Below are 20450 nucleotides of genomic sequence, written 5' to 3'. Positions count from 1 at the left end.
CGGCGCCGCCCGGTTCAGCCGTCGACGAGCAGGCCGCGCAGTGGGCCCTGCAGCCGTTCCGCGCGGCGGGACACCCCGGGCAGCAGCACCAGCCGGTGCGTTCGCGGCTCGCCGCGGCGTTCGCGCTCGGCCTGGTCCTCGGCGATCGGGCGCCACAGGTCGTCGACGACGTCGGCGGGGTCGGCGTCCAGGTCCGCGGCCGGCCGTCTCAGGTGCTCGGCCCACAGGCGCAGCCGGGTGGCGCGGATCAGGTCGCGGTCGTCGGTCGCGACGTTGACCTCGGTGTCGTTGAACAGCGAGTGCTCGTTGACGTTCGCCGAGCCGATCGTCATCCACTCGTCGTCCACGATGCCGAGCTTCGCGTGCACGTACACCGGCGCGGAGGACTCGCCGTCGTGGCTGCTGATCGTGGTGGCCAGCAGGCGGTCGTTGCCGTCGTCGGCGTCCAGGAGACGGCCGAGCTGGCCGCGGGTGGTGTCCGCGCCGTTGCTCGGTTTGCGCGGCAGCAGCAGCACCACGCGGAACTTCTCGTCCGGCGGGTCGCACAGCTTGCCGATCAGGACCTCCGCGATCTCCGGCGACCACAGGAACTGGTTCTCCAGGTACACCAGCCGCCGCGCCGAGCGCAGCGCGCGCAGGTAGGCGTCGAGGATCGTGAACTCGCCCCGCGGCGCGAAGGCGTAGGTCTTGTCCGGGACGGTGCGCAGCAGTTGTACGTTGGTGGTGCCCGCGGGCTCCGGCGTCTTGGGCTCGGGCAGGTCCTCGCCGGCCACCTCGGTCCAGCGCTGCCGGAAGTGCTCCGCCACGTCCGCGACGACCGGCCCCGCCAGCCGGGTCATCAGGTCGTGCCAGCCGATCGGCCGGTCCGGCGGGTGCTCGCGGCTGTCGTGGCGGTCGCCTTCCAGCGCCGTGAAGTCCACTCCGCCCACGAAGGCGACCTCGTCGTCGACGACGACCAGTTTCTCGTGGTGGCAGTGCATCGTCCGTTCGCGGGCGTCCAGGACGCACCGGACGGCGGTGTTCTCGGTGAACTTCCGTTGCTCCGCACGGACCAGCCCGCGGGTGGGCTGGAAGGCGGGCACCGGTGGGCCTGCCCACAGGAGCAGGCGCACGTCCACGCCGCGCTGGGCGGTCGAGGCGAGGAGGTCGCGCAGAGTCGGCGCGTCCGGTTCGCGGGTCAGCCGGAAGTCCGGGCTGGCGTGCCAGTTGGCGATGTGCACGTGGGACTTGGCGCCGCGGATGGCGGCCGCGATGGCGGGCAACGCTTCTTCGCCGTCGACGAGCACCTCCAGCCGGTTGCCGTGCCGGGTGGCGGCCCGCCCGCCGAACCGGTCCTCGGTCCCGGTGGGTTCGAGCACGTCCCCCCCAGCCGAGCCTGCGCAGGCGGCGTTCGTGGTGGGCGCAGAGCGCGTGCTCCAGCGCGTCGCCGAGCCGTTCGTCCACCTTGTCCAGGAGTGAGCGGAACGTCGTCATCCCTCAATGTCACTACAGATCCGGCGGGCTCGCCGGGCAAGATTGCCGGATGAACCGGGGACGCGAGGCGCTGCGCAGTTGGGAAGAAACGTGGTCCGCCGCGTTCGCGGCGCGTGGTCACCGGGTGGTGATCGAGGTCGAACCGGCGGTGGAGCCACCCGCGAGCGCGCTGTGGCACTGGTGGATCACCTTCCGCGCGGGCGACGCGGAACTGGACGCGATCGCGGCGCCCGAGCCGGAGGCACTGGCCTTCGAAGACGAGCGGGGCGCCTTCGAAGAGGTGATCCCGCTCAGCGAGGTGGCGGCCCACGTGCTCCGGTGGTTGACGGATGATGTCGGGTAGTGGGGCGGACCCGCTGGGCTGGGGCGATCGCCCGGCGCTCGTCGGCGGTGCACGGCGTCTGGAGTGCGGCAGCGGTTTTGGGTGGAGGTGGTCCCGTTCGGCCGGATGGCGGCCCGGGTACTCCGGTGGGTGGCGGATCGCGTGCTGTCGGGAGCTGACCGACAAGCCGTTCGGCGTCAACCTGACCATCCTGCCCTCGATGTGATCGTCGAGTCCGGGGTCCCGGTGGTGGAGACTCGCGGGCTCCAACCCGGCCGAGCACCTGCCCGCCTTCCGCGCGGGCGGGGTCAAGCAGCAGCTGGTCACCGGCGCCCGCGGCCGCAAGGGCTTCGAAGACGGCGACCTCGAACTGGGCACCGGGTCGGCCGGCCTGGTGCAGGGCATCATCGACGACGTGCCGACCGTCGCCGAGCTGATCGAGCGCATCGTCACCGAGGCGTGCGAGCTCATCGCCGGGCGGCTGGCCGTGGTGCTGCGCTGGGCAGGGCGCGCCCGGCCTCGCTGAACACCTCCCGCATCCAGCGGTGCTCCGGGTCGTCGTCGTGCGCCGGGTGCCACCACAGCGCCTCCACGAGCGGCACCGGTTCGAACGGGCACGGCAGGACCCGCACACCGTCCAAACCGGACAACCGGGCCGCGAGGTGGCCCTGGATCAGCCCGATCCGGTCCGTGCCCGCGACCAGGTGGGGGAGCGCGAGGAAGCTCTCCACGACGGCGGTCACCCGCGGTTCGATCCCGAGCGCCTGCAGCTGCCGTGCGACGGTGGTGAACGCGGTCGCGGACAGGTAGGTGAACACCCACGACAGCTTCCGCAGGTCGTCCATCGTCAGCGCGTCGCCGACCTGCTCGTTCGCCGTCGCCACGACGCAGCACCAGGTGTCGGAGAACAGGTCCACGTGCGGGGCGCCGTGCAGGAACCCGTGCGGCAACAGCACCGCGTCCGCCCCGCGCAGGCTCTCCGGCGCCTGGTCGACGACCGGCGGTGAGGCGGGCTCGAACCGCAGCCGCATCCCGGGCGCGCGCTCGTCGAGGATCGCGCCGACCGCGCCGCCCAGCACGGCCATCACGTAGTCCGACCCGAGGATCCGGAACTCCCGGTCCGAGGTCGCCGGGTCGAAACCCGGGTGGCGGCTGAACGCCTGCCGGACCCCGGTCAGCGCCGCCTCCGCGCGCGGTCGCAGCTGCGCGGCCAGCGGCGTCAGCTCGTAGGCGTTGCCCTTGCGGACCAGCAGCTGGTCGCCGAAGTGCCGCCGCAACCGCGCCAGCGACGAGCTCAGCGCGGGCTGGCTGAGCCCGAGCCGGGCGGCTGCGCGCGTGACGCTCTTCTCCCGCAACAACATGTCGAGGGGGACGAGCAGGTTCAGGTCCAGGTTCGTGAGGTTCATCGTCTCCCTCTTCGCTCGCCGTTGACCCGGGGACGCGGAGCAGTCTACGCTAAAAATCCGAATCAAGATTCTGAATTTATTTTGACCGACCACTGGAGGTCGCTGTGCACTTCTCCGCGTTCCTGACCACCCGGTCCGCAGGCCCGGCGGACGACCGGCCCGTCATCGAGGCGATGGTCGACCACGCGGTGGAGGCCGAACGGCTCGGTTTCGACGCCGTCTTCCTGCCCGACCACCACTTCACCGGCTACGCGCCACCGGCCAGCGACCCGGTGGTGTTCGCCGCCTACCTCGCCGCGAAGCTGCCCCGGCTGCACTTCGGGTTCTCCGTGCAGACCATCCCGCTGCACCACCCGGTGCGCTTCGCCGAGCGGCTCAACCTCATCGATCAGCTCACCGACGGCAAGGTCCTCGTCGGCACCGGCAGCGGGACGACGCCCGAGGAGATGATCGGGCTCGGGATCAACTACAAGGACACCGCGCAGCTGTCGGTGTCCAATCTGGAGATCGTGGAACGGCTGTGGGCCAAGAAGATCTCCGACCCGCCGGTCGAGTTCGACAACGGGCACTACCGCGGCTCGGTCGTCTCGCGGATCGTGCCCGCCCCCTACTCCGCGGACGGCCCGCAGCTGATGTCGGTGGCCGCCCGTCCGTCCAGCACGCAGCGCGCCGCCGACAAGGCCCAGCCCGCGTTCATCCTCGCCTTCACCCCGCCGACCATCGACGACGGACGGCCGCTGGAGCACCTGCGCCGCTACTTCCAGGCCTACCGCGAAGCGCTCGAAGCGGCCGGGCACGACGAGGCCCGCGTCGCCCGCGCCTTGGAGTGGACCACGCACACCTACCAGCACGTGCACCTCGCCGAGACCGACGAGCAGGCCGAGGAGGAGCTGCAGCTGCTGATGGAGCAGTACCAGGAGGCGATCGAGCGCGAGCACGTGGCGAACGCGGCCGCCGAGCGGATCACCGGCGTGGCGCTGCCCCCGCCGCCGGACGCCCGCAAGCCCGGCTACCAGCGCACCTGGTGCCTGTGGGGCAGCCCGGAGACCGTCACCGAGCACCTGCGCGAGATCGCGGACATCGGGATCGGCAACGTGCTGGGCGGTTTCCTCGGCGGCCCGCTGACCCCGGAGCGCGTCGCGTTCGGCCGGCGGTCCCTGGAGCTGTTCGCCACGCGCGTCATGCCCCGCTTCCGGGCCGCGGCGTGACCGGCGCGCTGGACACGGCGCGCAAGGCGGCGCTGACGGCGGGGGAGACCGGGTACCGCACCCCGGCCGAACCCGCCGCCGGGCTGCGTCCGGTCCACCTGGTCGACGGTCCGCTCGGCCTGGTCAGCCCGACCTTCGACGAGCGCGAGACGTCGTTGCTGCTGCCCAGTGGCATCGCGCTGGGCGCCACCTGGGACCCGGACGTGGTGCGCTCGGTCGCGGCGGCGGAGGGCTCGGAGGCCCGCCGCCGCGGCTTCGACGCCGTGTACGCGCCCAACCTCAACCTGGCGCGCACTGGGCTGTCCGGGCGGACGTTCGAGATGCTGTCGGAGGATCCGCTGCTGGCCGGGGTGCTCGGCGCGGCGTTCGTCGAAGGCCTGCAGGGACAGGGCGTCGCCGCGGTGCCGAAGCACCTGGTGTGCAACGACACCGAGACCGAACGGCAGCGCATGAGCGCCGATGTCGACGACACCGCCCTGCGCGAGGTGTACCTGCGGCCGTTCGAGCACGCGGTCCGGGCCGGTGCGTGGGCGTTGATGACCGCGTACAACCGCCTCAACGGCACGCCCTGCGCCGCGCACGCTGAGCTGCTGGCGATCGTGAAGGAGGAGTGGGGTTTCGACGGGCTCGTGGTCTCCGACTACTTCGCCCTGCACGAGACCCTCGGCCCCGCGCTCGCCGGGCTCGACCTGGAGATGCCCGGCCCGGCCATCCACTTCGGCGCGCGCCTGGCCGAGGCGGTGGAGCGCGGGGAGGTGCCGCGGGAGCGGCTGGACGACGCCGTGACGCGGCTGCTGCGGCTGGCCGCCCGGGTGGGCGCGCTGGACGGGAGCAGCCGCCAGGTCACGGCGCCCGTGGTGCCGCCGGAGCACGCCCACCAGGTGCTGACCGACGCTGCCGTGGCGTCGTTCGTGTTGTGCCGCAACGACGACGTGCTTCCGCTGGAGCCGGGCGTCCGGCTGGCGGTGATCGGGCCGAACGCGGACCGGCCCTGCTACCAGGGCGCGACCTTCGGCCGGATCCGGCCCGCGGGCGGCGCCACCACGCCGCTGGACGCCCTGCGCAAGCGCTTTCCCGGCGCGGTGGCGCACGAACGCGGGGTGGACAGTGTCCCGGCGGCGACGCTGGGCGCCTTCGACGTGTCCACTCCGGACGGGCGGCCGGGCGTGCTGCTGGAGCACTTCCGCGGCGGCGAGTCGGTGCTGTCCGAGGTGCGTGGAGACAGCGCGTTCATCTGGTTCGGCGAAGTGCCCGGCGCGGGGCCGACGACCGAGCCGGGGGTGCTGCGGCTGACCGCCGTGTTCACGCCTGAGGTCGCCGGGCGGTGGACGTTCGGCGCGGGCGGTTCGGGCGCGACGGTGCTGTCCGTCGACGGGGTGGTTCTGGCTTCGCGGCCGGCTCCCGCTCCGGGCGACGTGATGGGGCAGGTCGCGCGGGCGGAAACCACCGGCGCCGGGATCGAGCTGCGGGCCGGGGAGCCGGTGACCGTGGTCGCCGAGATGACCTCGGCGGGCAGCCGGGTGCAGGCGCTGACGGTGTCGTGCACCCCGCCGCCGGAACCGGGCGCGCTGGCCCGGGCGCGGCGGGTGGCGGCGGAGGCTGATGTAGTGGTCCTCGTGGTCGGGGACGAGCTGGAAACCTCGCGCGAGAGCCGGGATCTGGCGACCTCGGCGCTGCCGGAGGCGCAGCAGGAGCTGATCCGCGAGGTGGGCCGCGTCAACCCGCGGACCGTGGTGGTGCTCAACGCGGGACGGCCGGTCGACGCGCCCTGGGCGGGCGACGTCGGCGCGGTGCTGCAGGGCTGGTTCGGCGGGCAGGGGTTCGCCGACGCGCTGGCCAGGGTCCTCGCGGGCGACGACGAACCCGGCGGCCGGATGCCGGTCACCGTCCCGCTGCGCGACGAGGACCGGTCCACGCACGGCGAGAAGCTGGACGCGGACCTGCGCCGGGACTACCGCGCCGCGGAGCCCACCGGGTACCGGCACCTGGCCCGCACCGGGAGGCGGGCGCGGTTCGCCTTCGGTTCCGGGCTCGGATACACGACGTTCTGCCTCGGCCCCGCCCGGCTGGACGGCGACCTGGTGCGGCTCGACGTGACCAACACCGGCCCGCGGCGCGGCCGGGAGGTGGTGCAGGTCTACGTCCGCGCGCCGGGCGAGGCGGACGCGCGGCTGGCGGGCTTCGCCGGGGTGCGGCTGGAGCCGGGGGAGACGGCCGAGGTGGCGGTCGCCCTGGAGGAGCGTGTGTGGCAGCGGTGGCGCGACGGCCGGTGGGTGGTGCCGCCGGGCGGGCACGAGGTGCTCGTGGGCCGCTCGGCGGAGGAGATCACGCAGGCGCTGACCCGGAAATGGTGACGGTGGTGGTGGGGGATCGGTGTCCCCCACCACCGGCGGTCAGCCGTCACGGCATCGGCCTGGCCGTGGGGCATCGGCAGCGGGTGGGCGCCGCACGGGTGGAACTCGCGATTGGCCTGGCTCCGTCAGCCGCCGAAGCTCATGTTCACGTCGCTGACGAACCAGGCCGTGCCCAGCTGCCGCAACGCGAGGTTGAGCTGGAACGACTCGCCACCGGTGGCGCCGATGAGCTGCAGGTCCCGCAGCGAGTGCCCGTTCACGAGCACGTCCGTGTCCGGCACCAGCGCCGTCTGACCCTGCGGCGTGATGTCGGCGACCGTGACCTGCGCCGGCAGGGTCACGACGTCCTTCCGCCACGCCTCGCGCAGGCCGTCGAGCGTCGAGCCGGCCTGGGTGCACATCTCCGGGCTCACCCGCTGCGGCGGTTCCGTGCTCTCGTCGACCATCAGCTCACACGCCGCGTCGTACCGGTTCTCCAGCACCGCGGCCACCCAGGCCGCGGTGGCGGCGGCCGGCGTCGTGGCGGCCACCTCCGCCTCCAGTGAGGGCGTGGCCGGCGACGGCGGGACGAGCTGCGCCTGGCCGCCGTCGCCGCACGCCGTCAGGCCGAAGACCAGCGCGACTCCCGCCGCGACACCGAGCACCGTGCGCACGCCCGGCCCGCGGCCGGTTCTGTCATACCTGGAAATGGGACTTCTCCGCTCGAACTCCGGTTTGGGGGAGGCGAACGATACCGTGCCCCGGAGCCGGTCCTTTGTGGACCAGCGCGGGTGGCGCAGGCGGCGCAAGTGGTGCGGCCGGATGGCGCAACGGCCGTCCGGCCGCACCACGTCAGAGCGCGGCGGCGATCTCCGTGATCGCCCGCAGCGAGTCCGCCGAACCGGTCGTCGGCACGTACTCCAGCCCGAACGGTCCCGCGTAGCCCAGCTGTCGCAGCTCCCGCAGTTGCGCGGCCCAGTCGACGGTGCCGCTGCCCGGCTCGCCGCGGTCCGGCAGGTCCGCGATCTGCACGTGCGACACGACGTCGATCGCGCCGTCCAGTTCCCGTGCGGGCGTCTCGCCCATCTGCAGCGAGTGGTAGGCGTCGTAGAGGAGGGCGAGCCCGGGCGAGCCGACCGCGCGCACCGCGGCGACGCACTCGGCCGTGGTGTCGAACAGGGTGCCCGGGTGGTCGACGCGGGTGTTCAGGTTCTCCAGCACGATCGTCACGCCGTGCTCGGCCGCGACGTCCGCGCCCGCCTTCAGCGCCTCGACGACGATGCCGTGCTGCACGGCCCGCTTCCGGTAGGGCAGGCCGACCCCGGAGCCGGTCACGATCCGGGTGCAGCCCAGGCGGTTCGCCACCTCCGCGGCGGCGCGGACGTGCCCGACGAACGCCTCGTGCGTCGCGGGGTCGGCGAGGGTGAGCCGTCCCTCGACGAGCATCGTGTGCAGCGTCGAGCCGGTGTCGGAGAGCGCTTTCTCGACGCGGTCGAGGTCCTTGTCGCTGTGCGACCAGATCTCCACCGCGCCGAAGCCGTGGTCGGCGGCGGCGCGGATGCGGTCGCCGGTGTCGTCGCCGGTTTCCCGGAACAGCAGTTCGACGTTGACGGACAGGGGCAGTGACACGGGATCTCCCTCGATCAGCGGTTGGGGTCGAACAGGCGGCGGGCGTACCAGCCGTTCAGCATGGCGCTGCGCGCCGGGTTGGGCGTCTGCTCGCTCTCGAACACCGCCCAGCCGGACCAGTCGCGCAGCTGGGCGGCGACGGCGGGGAAGTCGACCAGCCCGCCGCGCGTGCCGCATTCGTAGAACCAGCGGTCGATCTCCCGCGCGCCGCCTTCGGCGAGCATGCTCGCCTCCGCGTGCGGCGCCAGCCGTTCACCGGCCTCGTCGACGTAGCGGGTGTCCTTGAGGTGCAGGTGGTCCACGCGGTCGAGGTGCCCGGACAGCACGCGCACCGGGTCGAGGCCGGCGACGGTGAGCTCGGCGGTGTCCACGGTCAGGCCCACCAGTTCGGGGTCGGTGCCGTCCAGCAGCTCCGCCAGGACCTTCTCGTCCGCGGCCGCGGACAGGCAGTCCACGTGCAGCGACACCCGGACGCCGGACTCCGCCGCCATCGCGCCGACCGCGTTCCATCCGTCGGCCGCGTCGCCGAGACGACCGTCGGTCAGCGCGCCGTGCCCGGGCAGAGCCCGCACCACGAGCCTGCCGGCGCCGGCCTCGGCGAGGAACTCCGTGAACGGCCGCAGCGACTCCACGATCGCGGCGTGCTGACCGGGGTCCAGGATGGACCGGCCGCGGCTGAGCTCCTCGTCGACCGGCTCACCGGGATCGACGTAGTACGAGCACACCTGGACGCCGATTTCCCGTACCAGGCCGAGGAAGGCGGTGGTGGAACCGTAGGTCGCCGCGATGGAGGACGGGCGGCCCAGCGGATCCCACCGGCCGGTGCCCGCCCGCAGTTCGACGCCGGTGAAGCCGCATGCGGCGATCACCTTGAGCGCACGGCGGTGCTGTTCGGGGCGGGTGAAGTCGTCGAAGTTGGGTTTCCACTGGTTGATGGCGTAGCCGAGGCGGACGGTCATGCGCAGATCTCCGAGAGGACGTTGCGGGCGTACCACATGGACAGGGCGGTGGCCTCGGCGTAGTCGCCACCGATGTTGGCCTTGTCGTGCTCGACGGTGATCCAGCCGGTGTAGCCGGTGTCCCGGATCGCCCGCATCAGCCGCGGGAAGTCGACCAGCCCGCCCTCGGTGCCCATCTCGTGGAACCAGCGGTCGGTCTGCGGCGCCATCAGCTCGGCGTCCGGGCTGTGCCGGTACGCCTCCGTGGTGTCGACCTGGCGGGTGTCCTTGAAGTGGAACCCGGAGCAGCGCTCGTGCAGGTCCAGGAACAACGCGACTGGGTCGAGCCCGGCGATGCAGTGCTGTGCGGTGTCGCAGAAGAAGCTCACGTACCGCGGATCCGACCAGTCGTAGAACTTGCGGATGTCGGACTCGGTGCGGATCGCGCAGAAGAACTCGTGGTGCGCGGTCGTCCGCACGCCGAACTCGGTCAGCGTCATCTCGCCGACCCGGCTCCAGCACTCCGCCGCGGCCTTGATCTTGTCGTCGGTGACCGGCGCGGCGGCGGTGTAGAGGCTCGCCGGCATCACGATGAGGTTCTCGATCTCCAGCGCCTGCCACATCCCCAGCATCCGGCGCGTGCTCTCGACGATCTCGTCGTGCGTCCCGCGCACGTGCGGATCGGCCAGGCGCGGGTCGTACATGATGCCGCGGAACAGGTTCACGATCTTGTCGATGCCGTGGTCGCGCAGGTAGTCCTGGTAGTTCGCGACCGAGCCGAACATGCCGGTCAGCGCGAAGACCTGGAAGTCGAACATGTCCAGGCCCTCGAACCCGACCGCGCTGATCTGCTTGACGAAGTCGTCCATGTGGCGGCGGGCGGTGTACTGCGTCACGGGCCCGCGCGGGCTGTCGGCCCGCCAGTGGTCCATGTAGCTCCAGCGGAGCGCGGTCATCGTCGATCAACTCCAGAAGGTCGGGACTGTCATTGAAACATAATTAGGATTTTGATTCTAGTAATCGGCGCGGCAGGGCGAGGGCGCACAGCAGCCCGGTTGCGAAACACGCCGCGGTGGTCGTGAAGACCGGTGCGTACGACCCGCCGGCCGCCCTGGCGACGAGGGCGCCGAGCACGGCGGCGCCGACGGTCACCCCGGTCTCCCGCACGAACGCCAGTCCCGCCGTGACGGCACCGACCACCCGCGGGCCGCCCGCGTCCTGCGCCACCACGACGACGATCTGCATGAACAGCCCGGTGCCGAGGCCCAGCAGCGCGAGCAGGGCCGCGACGACCGGCAGGGGCGCCGCGCCGGTCCACGCCAGTGCCGCGGCCGCGCCGCCGGACAAGGCGCACCCCGCGACGGGGAACGGGCGCCACACGCCCCACCGGCGGACCGCGAACCCGGAGGCGTTGACCCCGGCGACGATCCCGGCGGTGACCGGCAGCAACAGGAGCCCCGACGTGGTCGCCGAGGTGCGGTACACCTCCTGCACCCACGTGGGCACGTAGGCCAGCACGCCGAACAGGCCGATCCCGCCGGCCAGCGCCAGCAGGCAGCACAACCGCACCGTGCGGTCGCGCAACAGCGCCACCGGGAGGACCGGGTTCGCGGCGCGTCGCTCCCAGCCGAGAGCGACCGCGCCGGCGACCGCGGTGAGCGCCGCTCCCGTTGTCGTGGCGGCGTTCCAGCCGGTTTCGGCGGCCGCGGTGGTGACCAGGACGAGTCCGATGGCCACCGTGGCGAGCAGGACCGCGCCGAGCGTGTCGAACCGCGTGCGCCCGGCGTGCCCGCGGCCGGCCGGGACGGCAGCCCGGACGAGCACGGCCGCCGCGGCCCCGAGCGGCAGGTTGAGCCAGAAGACCCAGCGCCAGGACGTGACGTCGGTGAGCCAGCCGCCGAGCAGGGGACCGGCGACCGTGGCGATCGCGTACACCGCGCCGAGCGGTCCGAGGAACGCGGCGCGCTCGCGGGCGGGCACGGCGCCGGCCACCACGGCCTGCGGCAGCACCAGCAGGCCGGCGCCGCCGAGGCCCTGCGCCAGCCGCGCGGCGGCCAGGAACCCGACGTCACCGGCGAACCCGCAGGCGGCGGACGCGGCCACGAACACCGCGACCGACAGGGCCAGCACCCGCCGGTGGCCGAACCGGTCGCCGAGCGCGCCTGCGGCAGGCATCGCGGCGGTCAGGGCCAGCGCGTACGCGGTGACGACCCACGAGGCGCGCGAGGGCGCGCCCAGTTCGGCGACGATGGCGGGCAGCGCGGTCGCGACGATCGTCTGGTCGAGCGCACCGAGCGCCGTGACGAGCACGAGGCAGCCGAACAACGCGCGACGCCTGGTGCGGGGTGGAGCGAGGGGCACGGGACTCCCTGGGATGGCTGGATGCGTTGAGGTGTGAGGTGGGGTGGCCGCGCCCACGGGTGGCGGGTGCCCGTTGTGGGGGTGGGGCGCGGCGGCGTCCTCGGGTGGCCGGGTGCGGTGAGGTGGGTGAACGGGCGCCCTCCGCGAGGTGCGGCGGCGGCCGGGTGAGGTGGGCGAACAGCGCCCGGGGCTGGGCGAGACACACGGACGACTCCCTGGGAGCGACGGCGGCGACCGGGCGCGGGGAGGGGTCGGCTCCCCGACGGGCGGCTCGCGGGCGCACCCCACCGTCGCCGCGGATTATGCACCACCCGCGCCGCGGTCCGGCGGGCTCGGCGCAGCATTTCTGCAGGTCAAGCCCGCGGCATCGCTTCCGTGGATAAGCAGAATCCGAACTATGAATTTCCTTTATCCTGGTGACGTGCCGCATCGTGGTCAGGGTCTTCCCCGGCGCCACGACGGCGCCGTGTGCGCAAAGGAGCGGCACTGTGGACATCACCAGCGACGTCACCCCGCGGGTGACGCCCGGACACGCGGTCCGGCTCGGATGGCGGGAGAAGCTCGGCTACGGAGCGGGCGACCTCGCCTCGAACCTCTCCTGGAACCTGGTCGGCGGCTTCCTGCTCTACTACTACACGGACGTGGCCGTGGTGCCGGTCGCCGCGCTCGGCACCCTGTTCCTCGTCGCCCGCCTGCTGGACGCGATCATCGACCCGGCGATCGGCGTGCTGGTCGACCGCACGCGCTCGCGCTGGGGCAAGGCACGGCCGTACCTGATCTTCGCGTCGATCCCGTTCGGTGTGCTCGGCGTGCTCACCTTCACCGTCCCGGACATCGGCGACACCGGGAAGCTGATCTACGCCTTCCTCACCTACCTGACGCTCGGCCTGCTGTTCTCGCTGGTCAACGTCCCGTACAGCTCGCTGCTGCCGATGATGACGCGGGACTCGCAGGAACGAATGCAGATGGGCGGGCTGCGCGCGATCGGCAGCTCGGTCGGGTCGATCATCGTCACCGCGGGCACCACGCCGTTCGTGGCCCTGCTCGGCGGCGGGGACGAGCAACGCGGCTGGACGATCGCCACTCTCATCTTCAGCGTGCTGTCCGTCGGGTTCTTCGTGTTCACCTTCCTGACCTGCAAGGAGCGCTACGCCCTGCCCCCGGAGACCGACGCGCTCCGCCCCGGCGCGGCGCTGCGGACGTTGTGGGGCAACAAGGTCTGGAAGATCACGTTCGTCTACGGCGTGCTCAACTTCGTGCGCCTGGGCATGGTGCTCGCGGTGACCGTCTACTTCGCACTCGCGGTGCTGCACGCGCCGTGGGCGATCTCGGTCCTGCTGCCGCTGGTGTCCGGTGCGATGATCGTCGGCGGGTTCGTCGCCCCGGCCTACTACCGGCGCTTCGGCAAGCGGCGCGGCAACGTCCAGGCGCTGGCCGTCGGGTTCGTGTTCTGGGCGGCGATGATGCCGCTCGAAAGCAACTTCCCGGCGTTCCTCACCTGCTACATCATCGGCACGCTGGCGATCAACCTGTCGATGGTCTCGATGTTCACCATGGTCGCCGACACGGTCGAGTACCAGCAGTGGCGGTTCGGCACACGCAACGAGGGGCTGCTCTCGTCGGGCATCAGCTTCGCCACCAAGGTCGGCTCGGCGGTCGGCGCGGCCGCCGTCGCCTACGGGCTGGGCGTCGCGGGGTACACCCCTGGCGAGGCGTCCGGCTCGGCGCTCACCGCGATCCGCGTGATGTTCTACGGCGCACCGCTGCTGCTGATCGCGTTGCAGGCGCTGACGATGCTGTTCTGGGACCTCGACGGCAAGCACGAGCAGATGGCCGCGGACATCGACCGCGCCACCCGCGCGAAGGAGGAGGACTGACGTGAACCCGTCCGACGGCGCCGAATTCCGGCGGGCGCTCGGCCACTACCCGACCGGCGTCTGCGTGGTCACCGCCGGCGCCGGGATCGCGATGGTGGTCGGCACCTTCACCTCGGTGTCGCTGGACCCGCCGCTCGTGGGTTTCCTGCCCGACCGGGCCAGCACGTCGTGGCCGCGGATCCGGGAGACCGGGCGGTTCTGCACGAACGTGCTGGCGGCCGGGCAGGAGGAGCTGTGCCGGGACTTCGTGCGCAAGGCGCCGGACCGGTTCGCCGTGCACGGCCTGCCCGGCCCGGCGCCGTACGGGCCGCGCCTGTCCGGCACGGTCCTGCGGGTCGGCTGCGACATCGAGGCCGTGCAGCCGGCCGGCGACCACGAGCTGGTGCTGGGCCGGGTGCGCGTGCTGGAGGTCGACCCGGCGGCGGGCGAGCCGATGGTGTTCCTGCGTGGCCGCTACGCCGCGGCGGCGGTGCCGGCGTGATCCCGGTGTCGCCCGCGGTGACCGGCGTGCCGTACGGTCGGCCCGTGGAGAGCGTGAACGCCCGGGTCCGGGAGCCCAAGCAGGAACGCAGCAGGCTGTCGTTCGACAAGGCGCTGGACGCGGTGGTCGCCTTGCTGGCCGAGCACCGCTCGGACTCCTTCACCCTCGCCGACGTCGCGCAGCGCGCCGGCGTGTCCACCGGGTCGATCTACGGCCGGGTGAGCAGCAAGGACGACCTGATCCGCACCGCGCACGCCCGCGAAATGGAGCGGATCGCCGAGGAGCAGCGCGCCGCGTTCGCCGCCGAGCCGCCGTCGGGGGAGACGTTCGGCGAAGCGGTCGAGCGGGTCATCGGCACGGTCGCGGAGCTGTTGCGCCGCAACGCTGCCGTGCTCGGCCCGTTCATGCTGCTGGCCAACACCGACTCGCAGATCGCCGAGCTGGGCGGCGCGGCGCACGCGGAGCTGCGGGACGCGTTCGTCGCCGCGCTCGCCCAGCGCGAGGACGAGATCGGCCACCCCGATCCGCACCGCGCGCTGGAGTGGAGCTTCACCGTCGTGTACAGCGTGCTGGCCCGATGGCTCGCGCTGGGCAGCACGCAGCAGGCCTCCGGCGAGGGGGAGTGGTCGGACATCCTGGCCGACCTCGCGCGGATGGTGGTGGCGTTCCTGACGCAGCCGGAACCGGCGCCCAGGAAGCGCCGGCGCTAGCACATCCCTCGGATGGCGCTGGCTTTTCCGCGCCCGCAAAACTAGAATCATCATTCTGAATCTGAACCAGGAGGAACCGGTGACCGCTCCACCCGACCGCCCGCGCCGCGGCGTGAGCCTGTATTCCTTCCAGGAGGAGTACTTCCTGCGCACCATGTCCGTCGAGGACTGCGTCGCCGCCGCCGCGGCCATGGGCGCCACGGGGATCGAGATCATCCCGGAGCAGTCCATCCCGGGCTACCCGGTGGTGACCGACGAGTTCGCCGAGCGGTGGCACGGCTGGATGGCCGCCTACGGCACGATCCCGGTCGCCACCAACGCCTTCCTCGACACCAGACTCCACCCGGACCGCTGGCTCACCCTCGACGAGCAGGTCGCCTCGGTGCGCCGCGACATCGACATCGCCGTCCGGCTCGGCGCCGGCATCGTCAAGGCCACCATCAACTTCTCACCCGAGGTGATGGCCGCGGCCGCGCCGTACGCCGAGGACCGGGGCGTCCGGCTGCTGCTCGAAGTGCACGCGCCCTTCCACTTCTCCCACCCGTGGATCCTCGAGCACCTCGAAGTGATGCACCGCGCCGGGCCGCACGTGCTCGGGCTGATGCCGGACATGGGCGTGCACGTCTGGCGCTTCCCGCGCGTGGTCAGCGAACGCGCGCTGCGCGACGGCGCGGATCCCGCGCTGGTCGACTACATCGTGCGGACCTACGACGACCACGGCGACACCCACGCGCTGATGGACATCGTGAACTACCGCGGCGGCGGGCCGGTCGAGTTCGGGCTGGCGCGCCAGGCCACGCACTACATCTGGACCGAGCCCAAGGACATGCTGGAGCACCTGCCGTTCATCGGTCACGTGCAGGCGAAGTTCTACGAGATGACCGACGAGGGGTACGAGTACAGCATCCCCTACGACGAGATCGTGCCGGTGCTCGCCTGCGGCGGGTTCACCGGCTACCTGTCCAGCGAGTACGAGGGCAACCGGCACATCCAGGACGCCCACCCCGTCGACAGCGTCGAGCAGGTGCGCCGCCAGCAGGAGATGCTGGCGCGGCTGCTCGGCGAGTGAGGAGACCCCCGATGTTCGACCAGTACATCGTGTGCGGCCTGCGTGCCCGCGAACGGTCCGGCGGTGAGGTGGAGGTGCGGATGCCCTACTACCGCGGGCTGTTCCTGTCCATGGTGGAGGCCGTCGACCTGGTGCTCGACGGTGTCCCGGTGCCGCCCGAGCGCACCACGTTCACCGTGCACGGCAACACCTACACCTTCGCCGAGCTGCCCGGGATCACCGGCGACCGGTGGGAGATGGGGGAGCGGGCGGCGCTGGGTTTCGACACCGGTGAGCCGCTCGCGCCGGGAGAGCACGACGTGGAAGTGTCCGTGCGCCTGCGCATCTCCTACATGCCGGTGCCCGGCGGCGGGCGCGACCGCAAGCGGCTGGTGGCGGCGTGAGGGACTTCCCCGGCGCGGTGGACGTGGCGATCGTCGGGAGCGGACCGTGCGGCGCCGCGTACGCGCGGATCCTGTCCGAGCAGCGCCCGGACCTGCGGCTGGCCACGTTCGAGACCGGGCCGCTGCTGGCCGATCCGCCCGGCGGGCACGTCAAGAACATCGCCGATCCGGTCGCGCGGGAGCGGGCGCAGCGGCGCTCGGAGGGCCCGGGCGGTGCGCCGCGCGGACGGCCGGGGACGTTCCTCCTCGGCGGTGACGCGCTGCCCGCCGCGGCCATGTCCAGCAACGTCGGCGGGATGGGTGCGCACTGGACGGCCGCCTGCCCACGGCCGGGTGAGAGCGAGCGGATCGGGTTCCTGCCGGACCTGGACGACCTGCTCGGCGAGGCGGAACGGCTGCTCGGGGTGTCCGCGCACGCCTTCGACGACGCGCCGTTCGCCGCGGAGGTCCGCAAACGGCTCTCGGCCGAGTTCGACCCGGGCCGCGGCGAGGACCGGCGGGTGCGGCCGATGCCGCTGGCCGTGCGGTGCGAGCCGGACGGGTCGCTGGTCTGGTCCGGGGCCGACGTCGTGTACGGCGAGGCGACCCGGCGCAACCAGCGGCACACACTGTTCCCCGAGGCGCTGGTGACGCGTGTGCTCGTCGAGGACGGCCGCGCGGCGGGCGTGCTGGTGCGCGATCTGCGAGACGGCGCCGAGCACCAGGTCCGCGCCGCGCGCGTCGTGGTCGCGGCCGACGCGCTGCGCACGCCGCAACTGCTGTGGGCGTCCGGGGTGCGGCCGCCCGCGCTCGGCCGGTACCTCAACGACCAGCCGCAGGTGGTGTTCGCGGTGCGATTGCGCGACGTCGGGCCGGCGGACACCGATCCGCGGGGCCGGTCGCGGATCGTGCGGCAGAGCGGGGTGAGCTGGGTGCCGTTCACCGACGCCGAGCCGTTCCACGGCCAGGTGATGCAGCTCGACGCGTCCCCGGTGCCGCTGGCGCCGGACGACGTGCCGGCGCCCGGGTCGATCGTCGGGCTCGGCTGGTTCTGCGCCAAGGACGTGCGGGCCGAGGACCGGATCGAGTTCGACGACGCGGCACGCGACGGCTACGGCATGCCCGCGATGCGCATCGAATACGGGCTCACGCCGCGGGACGAAGCCGCTCTGGACGCCGCCCGCGCCGCCGTGCGCCGGGCCGCTTCGGCCCTGGGCGAGCCGCTGGACGACGAGCCGATCACGCTCGCCGCCGGCGCCTCGCTGCACTACCAGGGCACCGTCCGGATGGGACTGGCCGATGACGGAACCTCGGTGTGCGACCGGGATTCGCGCGTGTGGGGGGTCGAGGGGCTGCACGTGGCGGGCAACGGCGTCATCCCGACGGCGACCGCCTGCAACCCGACGCTGACCTCGGTGGCGCTGGCCGTCGCCGGCGCCCGGCGCATCGCGGAGGAGATCTGATGGACGTGTCGAAGATCGCGACGGTGGTTCCGGTCGCCGACCTGGCCGCCGCCGTCACCACGTGGACGCGGCTGCTGGGCGCGGAGCCGACGTTCGTCGACGGCGACCGGTGGGCGCAGTTCGACGTGGCCGGGGCGCGGGTGGCGCTGGCCGGGACCGACAGCGTGACGTCGCACCCCGCACTGCTGCTGCGGGTCGCCGATGTGACGGCCGCCCGAGCCGAGGCCGCGGCGGCGGGCCTGAAGACCGGCGAGGTCGAAGACGGCCCGCACGAGCTGCGGTGTCTGGTGTGGACGGACGAGGGCGCCGAGGTCGTGCTGCACAGTGGCAAGGCGGGCTGATCCCGGGTGGGTGCGGTGCTCCCTGGTCGCCCGCCTGCGCGGGGAGCACCCTGGGGGCATGGAGAACCACGACTTCGTCGGCATGTGGGTCACCGCCGACGGCCACATCCGCCAGGAACTGCTGCCCGACGGCCGCTACGACGAGGCCCGCGGCAACCGGAAGAGCGCCTACACCGGCAGCTACACCGTGACCGGCAACCATATCGACTACGTGGACGACACCGGCTTCACCGCGACCGGCGACGTCCGCGACGGCGTGCTCTACCACGAGCACCTCGTCCTCTACCGGGAGAGCTGACCGGCGCGGCGGGGCTACCCTGACCGCATGAAGAGGACGTCGTTCGCGAACTGGCCGTGCTCCATCGCCCGGTCCCTGGACCTGCTCGGCGACGCATGGACGTCCCTGGTGCTGCGCGAGGCCTTCTACGGCGTCCGCCGGTTCGACGACTTCCAGCAGTCGCTGGGCATCGCGCGCAACACGCTCACCGACCGGCTGCGGCGGCTCGTCGAGGAGGGGCTGCTGGAGCGGCGGCCCTACCAGGACGAGCCCCGCCGCCACGAGTACCTGCTCACCGAGAAGGGGCGCGACTTCTTCGGGGTGCTCGCCGCGCTGTCCAGGTGGGGCGACCGCTGGCTGGCCGGGGAGGAGGGCGCGCCGATCACCTTTCACCACCAGACGTGCGGCCACGACACCCACGCCGAGGTCGTCTGCGCGCGGTGCGGCGAGCCGCTGGGCGCGGACGACACGCGGATGCGGCTCGGGCCCGGGTTCCCGGAGCGGCTCAAGAGCAGGCCGGACGTCCGCGGCAGGTTCTTGACAAGCTGAGTCTCATTACGCAACTGTAGTGGCCGGGCCCCGCGACGACGAGGAGGACGGCCGGCGATGGAGTGGACGGGCGCGCGCTACGCGGACACCCCGACGGTGGAGGTGCGGACCTGGGTCGACGCCCCGCCGGAGCGGGTGTGGGCGCTGGTCTCCGACATCGGCCTGATGCCCGCGATGAGCGACGAGCTGCAGTCGGTCGAATGGGTCGACGGCGCCACCGGTCCGGCCGTGGGCGCCCGGTTCGTCGGCCGCAGCAAGCACGAGGCGCTCGGGGAGTGGGCCACCACGTCGGAGATCGTCGAGTTCGAGCCGGGGCGGGTGTTCGCCTGGGCGGTCGGGGATCCCGCCGAGCCCAGCGCGACGTGGCGGTTCCGGGTGGAACCCCGCGACGGCGGCACGGAGCTGTCGCAGTGGATGCGGCTCGGCCCGGGGCGGTCCGGGCTGTCGCTGGCGATCGACCGGATGCCGGAGAAGGAACAGAAGATCGTGTTCGTGCGGATGCGCGAGTTCGAGCGCAACATGACCGCGACGCTGGAGTGCCTCAGGAAGCGCGCGGAAGCCTGATGCGCACGGCGACGACCGTCGAGGCCTCGAGCGGGTTCGGCGAGGTGACGGATTTCGTGGTGGAGGCCGAGAAACTCGGTCTCGACGTCTGCTGGGTCGCCGAGGCGTGGGGCTCCGACGGGCCGTCCGCACTGGGGTACTTCGCGGCGCGCACCGAGCGGATGCTGCTGGGTTCGGGGATCATGCAGCTCGGCACCCGCACGCCGGTCGCGGTGGCGCAGACCGCGATCACACTGTCCAATCTGTCCGGTGGGCGGTTCCTGCTCGGGCTGGGCGCCTCCGGTCCGCAGGTGATCGAGGGCCTGCACGGGGTGTCGTTCGCGCGGCCGCTGACGCGGATGCGGGAGACCGTCGAGATCGTGCGGCGGGTTCTCGCGGGTGGCAAGATTTCCTACTCCGGCAGCGAATTCCAGATCCCGTTGCCCGGCGGGGACGCGGTGCCGATGCGGCTGTCGATGCGCGCCGAGCACGAGATCCCGGTTTACCTGGCGACGTTGTCCCCGGCGATGCTGCGGCTGACCGGCGAGATCGCGGACGGCTGGCTCGGCACGAGTTTCGTCCCGGAAGGCGCGGCGGAGGCGTATTTCGCGCACCTGGACGAAGGGCTGGCGCGCAGTGGCCGCACCCGGGCGGATCTGGACGTGTGCCAGGGCGCTGAGGTGGCGTTCGCGCCGGACGAGGACGCGCTGCGGGAGATGGTGGCCGGGCGGAAGAAGGAGCTGGCGTTCAGCCTCGGCGGGATGGGCTCGGCGTCGACGAACTTCTACAACCGGGCCTACAGCAGGCAGGGCTGGGCCGACGTCGCGGCCGAGGTGCGGAACCGTTGGCAGGCCGGGGATCGCGACGGCGCGGCCGCGCTGGTGACCGACGAGATGGTGCTCGGCACGACGCTGATCGGCACCGAGCCGATGGTGCGGGAGCGGCTGCGCGTGTGGCGGGCCGCGGGTGTGGACACCGTGCGCCTGTACCCGGCGGGCGACACGCTGGACGCCCGTCTGGCGACGCTCGCCAGGGCGATCGAGCTGGTGCGGGAGCTTTCGCCCGCAGCGAAAGGGAGTGCACCGCCGGCGCCATGACGTCTACCGTG

21 protein-coding genes and 1 pseudogene are annotated in these 20450 nt (G+C 72.6%); 15 read left to right on the top strand and 7 right to left on the bottom strand.

Going from position 1 to position 20450, the window contains the following annotated elements:
* Positions 1-14: 14 nt before the first annotated feature.
* Positions 15-1358: a phospholipase D-like domain-containing protein gene (locus tag AMYTH_RS45000; protein ID WP_228684805.1), complete on the bottom strand. Its 1344-nt coding sequence runs from the start codon at positions 1356-1358 to the stop codon at positions 15-17.
* 164 nt (positions 1359-1522) lie between these two features.
* Here AMYTH_RS45000 and AMYTH_RS0116020 point away from each other — a divergent pair, with 164 nt between their 5' ends.
* Both AMYTH_RS0116020 and AMYTH_RS51315 read left to right on the top strand, forming a co-directional pair.
* A complete protein-coding gene (locus tag AMYTH_RS0116020; RefSeq protein WP_027931184.1) occupies positions 1523-1816 on the top strand; it encodes a hypothetical protein in 294 nt (97 codons plus the stop codon).
* Between the two features lie 292 nt (positions 1817-2108).
* A pseudogene (locus AMYTH_RS51315) lies at positions 2109-2321 on the top strand (hypothetical protein); the annotation flags it as partial.
* On the opposite strand, the gene AMYTH_RS0116010 reads toward AMYTH_RS51315, so the two are convergent.
* On the bottom strand, positions 2263-3201 hold the full coding sequence (locus AMYTH_RS0116010; protein ID WP_027931183.1) for a LysR family transcriptional regulator: 939 nt from the start codon (positions 3199-3201) through the stop codon (positions 2263-2265). The pseudogene AMYTH_RS51315 and the gene AMYTH_RS0116010 overlap by 59 nt on opposite strands.
* A gap of 104 nt (positions 3202-3305) precedes the next feature.
* Between AMYTH_RS0116010 and AMYTH_RS0116005 the strand changes: the two genes are divergently transcribed.
* Positions 3306-4409, top strand: coding sequence for an LLM class flavin-dependent oxidoreductase (locus AMYTH_RS0116005; RefSeq protein WP_027931182.1), 1104 nt, complete (start codon positions 3306-3308; stop codon positions 4407-4409).
* Positions 4406-6763, top strand: a complete 2358-nt coding sequence (locus AMYTH_RS0116000) for a beta-glucosidase (protein WP_027931181.1) — start codon at positions 4406-4408, stop codon at positions 6761-6763. Before AMYTH_RS0116005 ends, AMYTH_RS0116000 begins: the two co-directional genes overlap by 4 nt.
* A gap of 125 nt (positions 6764-6888) precedes the next feature.
* Here AMYTH_RS0116000 and AMYTH_RS47070 read toward each other — a convergent pair whose 3' ends face one another.
* From AMYTH_RS47070 to AMYTH_RS44990, 5 genes are all read right to left on the bottom strand, one after another.
* Positions 6889-7416: a hypothetical protein gene (locus tag AMYTH_RS47070; protein WP_051362698.1), complete on the bottom strand. Its 528-nt coding sequence runs from the start codon at positions 7414-7416 to the stop codon at positions 6889-6891.
* 178 nt (positions 7417-7594) lie between these two features.
* Complete coding sequence (locus AMYTH_RS0115990) at positions 7595-8371, bottom strand: TIM barrel protein (RefSeq protein ID WP_027931180.1); 777 nt, start codon at positions 8369-8371, stop codon at positions 7595-7597.
* A 14-nt stretch (positions 8372-8385) separates the two neighbouring features.
* Positions 8386-9330 (bottom strand): sugar phosphate isomerase/epimerase family protein, encoded by a 945-nt coding sequence (locus AMYTH_RS0115985; RefSeq protein ID WP_037322563.1) that lies wholly within the window; start codon positions 9328-9330, stop codon positions 8386-8388.
* Positions 9327-10265 (bottom strand): sugar phosphate isomerase/epimerase family protein, encoded by a 939-nt coding sequence (locus AMYTH_RS0115980; RefSeq protein WP_027931178.1) that lies wholly within the window; start codon positions 10263-10265, stop codon positions 9327-9329. Before AMYTH_RS0115980 ends, AMYTH_RS0115985 begins: the two co-directional genes overlap by 4 nt.
* Before the next feature lie 43 nt (positions 10266-10308).
* Complete coding sequence (locus AMYTH_RS44990; RefSeq protein ID WP_167344592.1) at positions 10309-11670, bottom strand: MFS transporter; 1362 nt, start codon at positions 11668-11670, stop codon at positions 10309-10311.
* A 488-nt stretch (positions 11671-12158) separates the two neighbouring features.
* Here AMYTH_RS44990 and AMYTH_RS0115970 point away from each other — a divergent pair, with 488 nt between their 5' ends.
* The 11 genes from AMYTH_RS0115970 (at position 12159) to AMYTH_RS0115920 (ending at position 20439) form a co-directional block, all read left to right on the top strand.
* Positions 12159-13547, top strand: coding sequence for an MFS transporter (locus AMYTH_RS0115970; RefSeq protein WP_051362696.1), 1389 nt, complete (start codon positions 12159-12161; stop codon positions 13545-13547).
* Between the two features lies 1 nt (position 13548).
* Positions 13549-14028, top strand: a complete 480-nt coding sequence (locus AMYTH_RS0115965; RefSeq protein WP_027931176.1) for a flavin reductase family protein — start codon at positions 13549-13551, stop codon at positions 14026-14028.
* Positions 14029-14072: 44 nt separating this feature from the next.
* Positions 14073-14738: a TetR/AcrR family transcriptional regulator gene (locus tag AMYTH_RS0115960; protein ID WP_228684803.1), complete on the top strand. Its 666-nt coding sequence runs from the start codon at positions 14073-14075 to the stop codon at positions 14736-14738.
* Positions 14739-14817: 79 nt separating this feature from the next.
* Positions 14818-15807 (top strand): sugar phosphate isomerase/epimerase family protein, encoded by a 990-nt coding sequence (locus AMYTH_RS0115955; protein WP_027931174.1) that lies wholly within the window; start codon positions 14818-14820, stop codon positions 15805-15807.
* A gap of 11 nt (positions 15808-15818) precedes the next feature.
* Complete coding sequence (locus AMYTH_RS0115950) at positions 15819-16190, top strand: C-glycoside deglycosidase beta subunit domain-containing protein (RefSeq protein ID WP_027931173.1); 372 nt, start codon at positions 15819-15821, stop codon at positions 16188-16190.
* Positions 16187-17632, top strand: coding sequence for a GMC oxidoreductase (locus tag AMYTH_RS0115945; RefSeq protein ID WP_027931172.1), 1446 nt, complete (start codon positions 16187-16189; stop codon positions 17630-17632). Before AMYTH_RS0115950 ends, AMYTH_RS0115945 begins: the two co-directional genes overlap by 4 nt.
* Positions 17632-17973: a VOC family protein gene (locus AMYTH_RS0115940; protein ID WP_027931171.1), complete on the top strand. Its 342-nt coding sequence runs from the start codon at positions 17632-17634 to the stop codon at positions 17971-17973. The genes AMYTH_RS0115945 and AMYTH_RS0115940 overlap by 1 nt, the downstream gene beginning before the upstream one ends.
* A gap of 58 nt (positions 17974-18031) precedes the next feature.
* On the top strand, positions 18032-18271 hold the full coding sequence (locus AMYTH_RS0115935; RefSeq protein ID WP_027931170.1) for an Atu4866 domain-containing protein: 240 nt from the start codon (positions 18032-18034) through the stop codon (positions 18269-18271).
* A 27-nt stretch (positions 18272-18298) separates the two neighbouring features.
* On the top strand, positions 18299-18799 hold the full coding sequence (locus AMYTH_RS0115930; protein ID WP_027931169.1) for a winged helix-turn-helix transcriptional regulator: 501 nt from the start codon (positions 18299-18301) through the stop codon (positions 18797-18799).
* Positions 18800-18856: 57 nt separating this feature from the next.
* Positions 18857-19363 (top strand): SRPBCC family protein, encoded by a 507-nt coding sequence (locus AMYTH_RS0115925; RefSeq protein WP_027931168.1) that lies wholly within the window; start codon positions 18857-18859, stop codon positions 19361-19363.
* Entirely contained in the window at positions 19363-20439 is a 1077-nt protein-coding gene (locus AMYTH_RS0115920; protein ID WP_027931167.1) for an LLM class flavin-dependent oxidoreductase, read from the top strand. Before AMYTH_RS0115925 ends, AMYTH_RS0115920 begins: the two co-directional genes overlap by 1 nt.
* Positions 20440-20450: the final 11 nt, after the last annotated feature.

The organism is Amycolatopsis thermoflava N1165 (genome assembly GCF_000473265.1).
In the GTDB taxonomy this organism is placed as follows: Bacteria; Actinomycetota; Actinomycetes; order Mycobacteriales; family Pseudonocardiaceae; genus Amycolatopsis_E; species Amycolatopsis_E thermoflava.
This window is presented reverse-complemented; position numbering and strand designations above follow the sequence as displayed.

Coding starts and splice junctions, on each gene's coding strand:
- AMYTH_RS0115920 (WP_027931167.1), top strand. CDS start 19,363: ATGCGCACGGCGACGACCGTCGAGGCCTCGAGCGGGTTCGGCGAGGTG.
- AMYTH_RS0115940 (WP_027931171.1), top strand. CDS start 17,632: ATGGACGTGTCGAAGATCGCGACGGTGGTTCCGGTCGCCGACCTGGCC.
- AMYTH_RS0115925 (WP_027931168.1), top strand. CDS start 18,857: ATGGAGTGGACGGGCGCGCGCTACGCGGACACCCCGACGGTGGAGGTG.
- AMYTH_RS0115930 (WP_027931169.1), top strand. CDS start 18,299: ATGAAGAGGACGTCGTTCGCGAACTGGCCGTGCTCCATCGCCCGGTCC.
- AMYTH_RS0115980 (WP_027931178.1), bottom strand. CDS start 10,265: ATGACCGCGCTCCGCTGGAGCTACATGGACCACTGGCGGGCCGACAGC.
- AMYTH_RS0116010 (WP_027931183.1), bottom strand. CDS start 3,201: ATGAACCTCACGAACCTGGACCTGAACCTGCTCGTCCCCCTCGACATG.
- AMYTH_RS0116020 (WP_027931184.1), top strand. CDS start 1,523: ATGAACCGGGGACGCGAGGCGCTGCGCAGTTGGGAAGAAACGTGGTCC.
- AMYTH_RS0115950 (WP_027931173.1), top strand. CDS start 15,819: ATGTTCGACCAGTACATCGTGTGCGGCCTGCGTGCCCGCGAACGGTCC.
- AMYTH_RS0115935 (WP_027931170.1), top strand. CDS start 18,032: ATGGAGAACCACGACTTCGTCGGCATGTGGGTCACCGCCGACGGCCAC.
- AMYTH_RS0115985 (WP_037322563.1), bottom strand. CDS start 9,330: ATGACCGTCCGCCTCGGCTACGCCATCAACCAGTGGAAACCCAACTTC.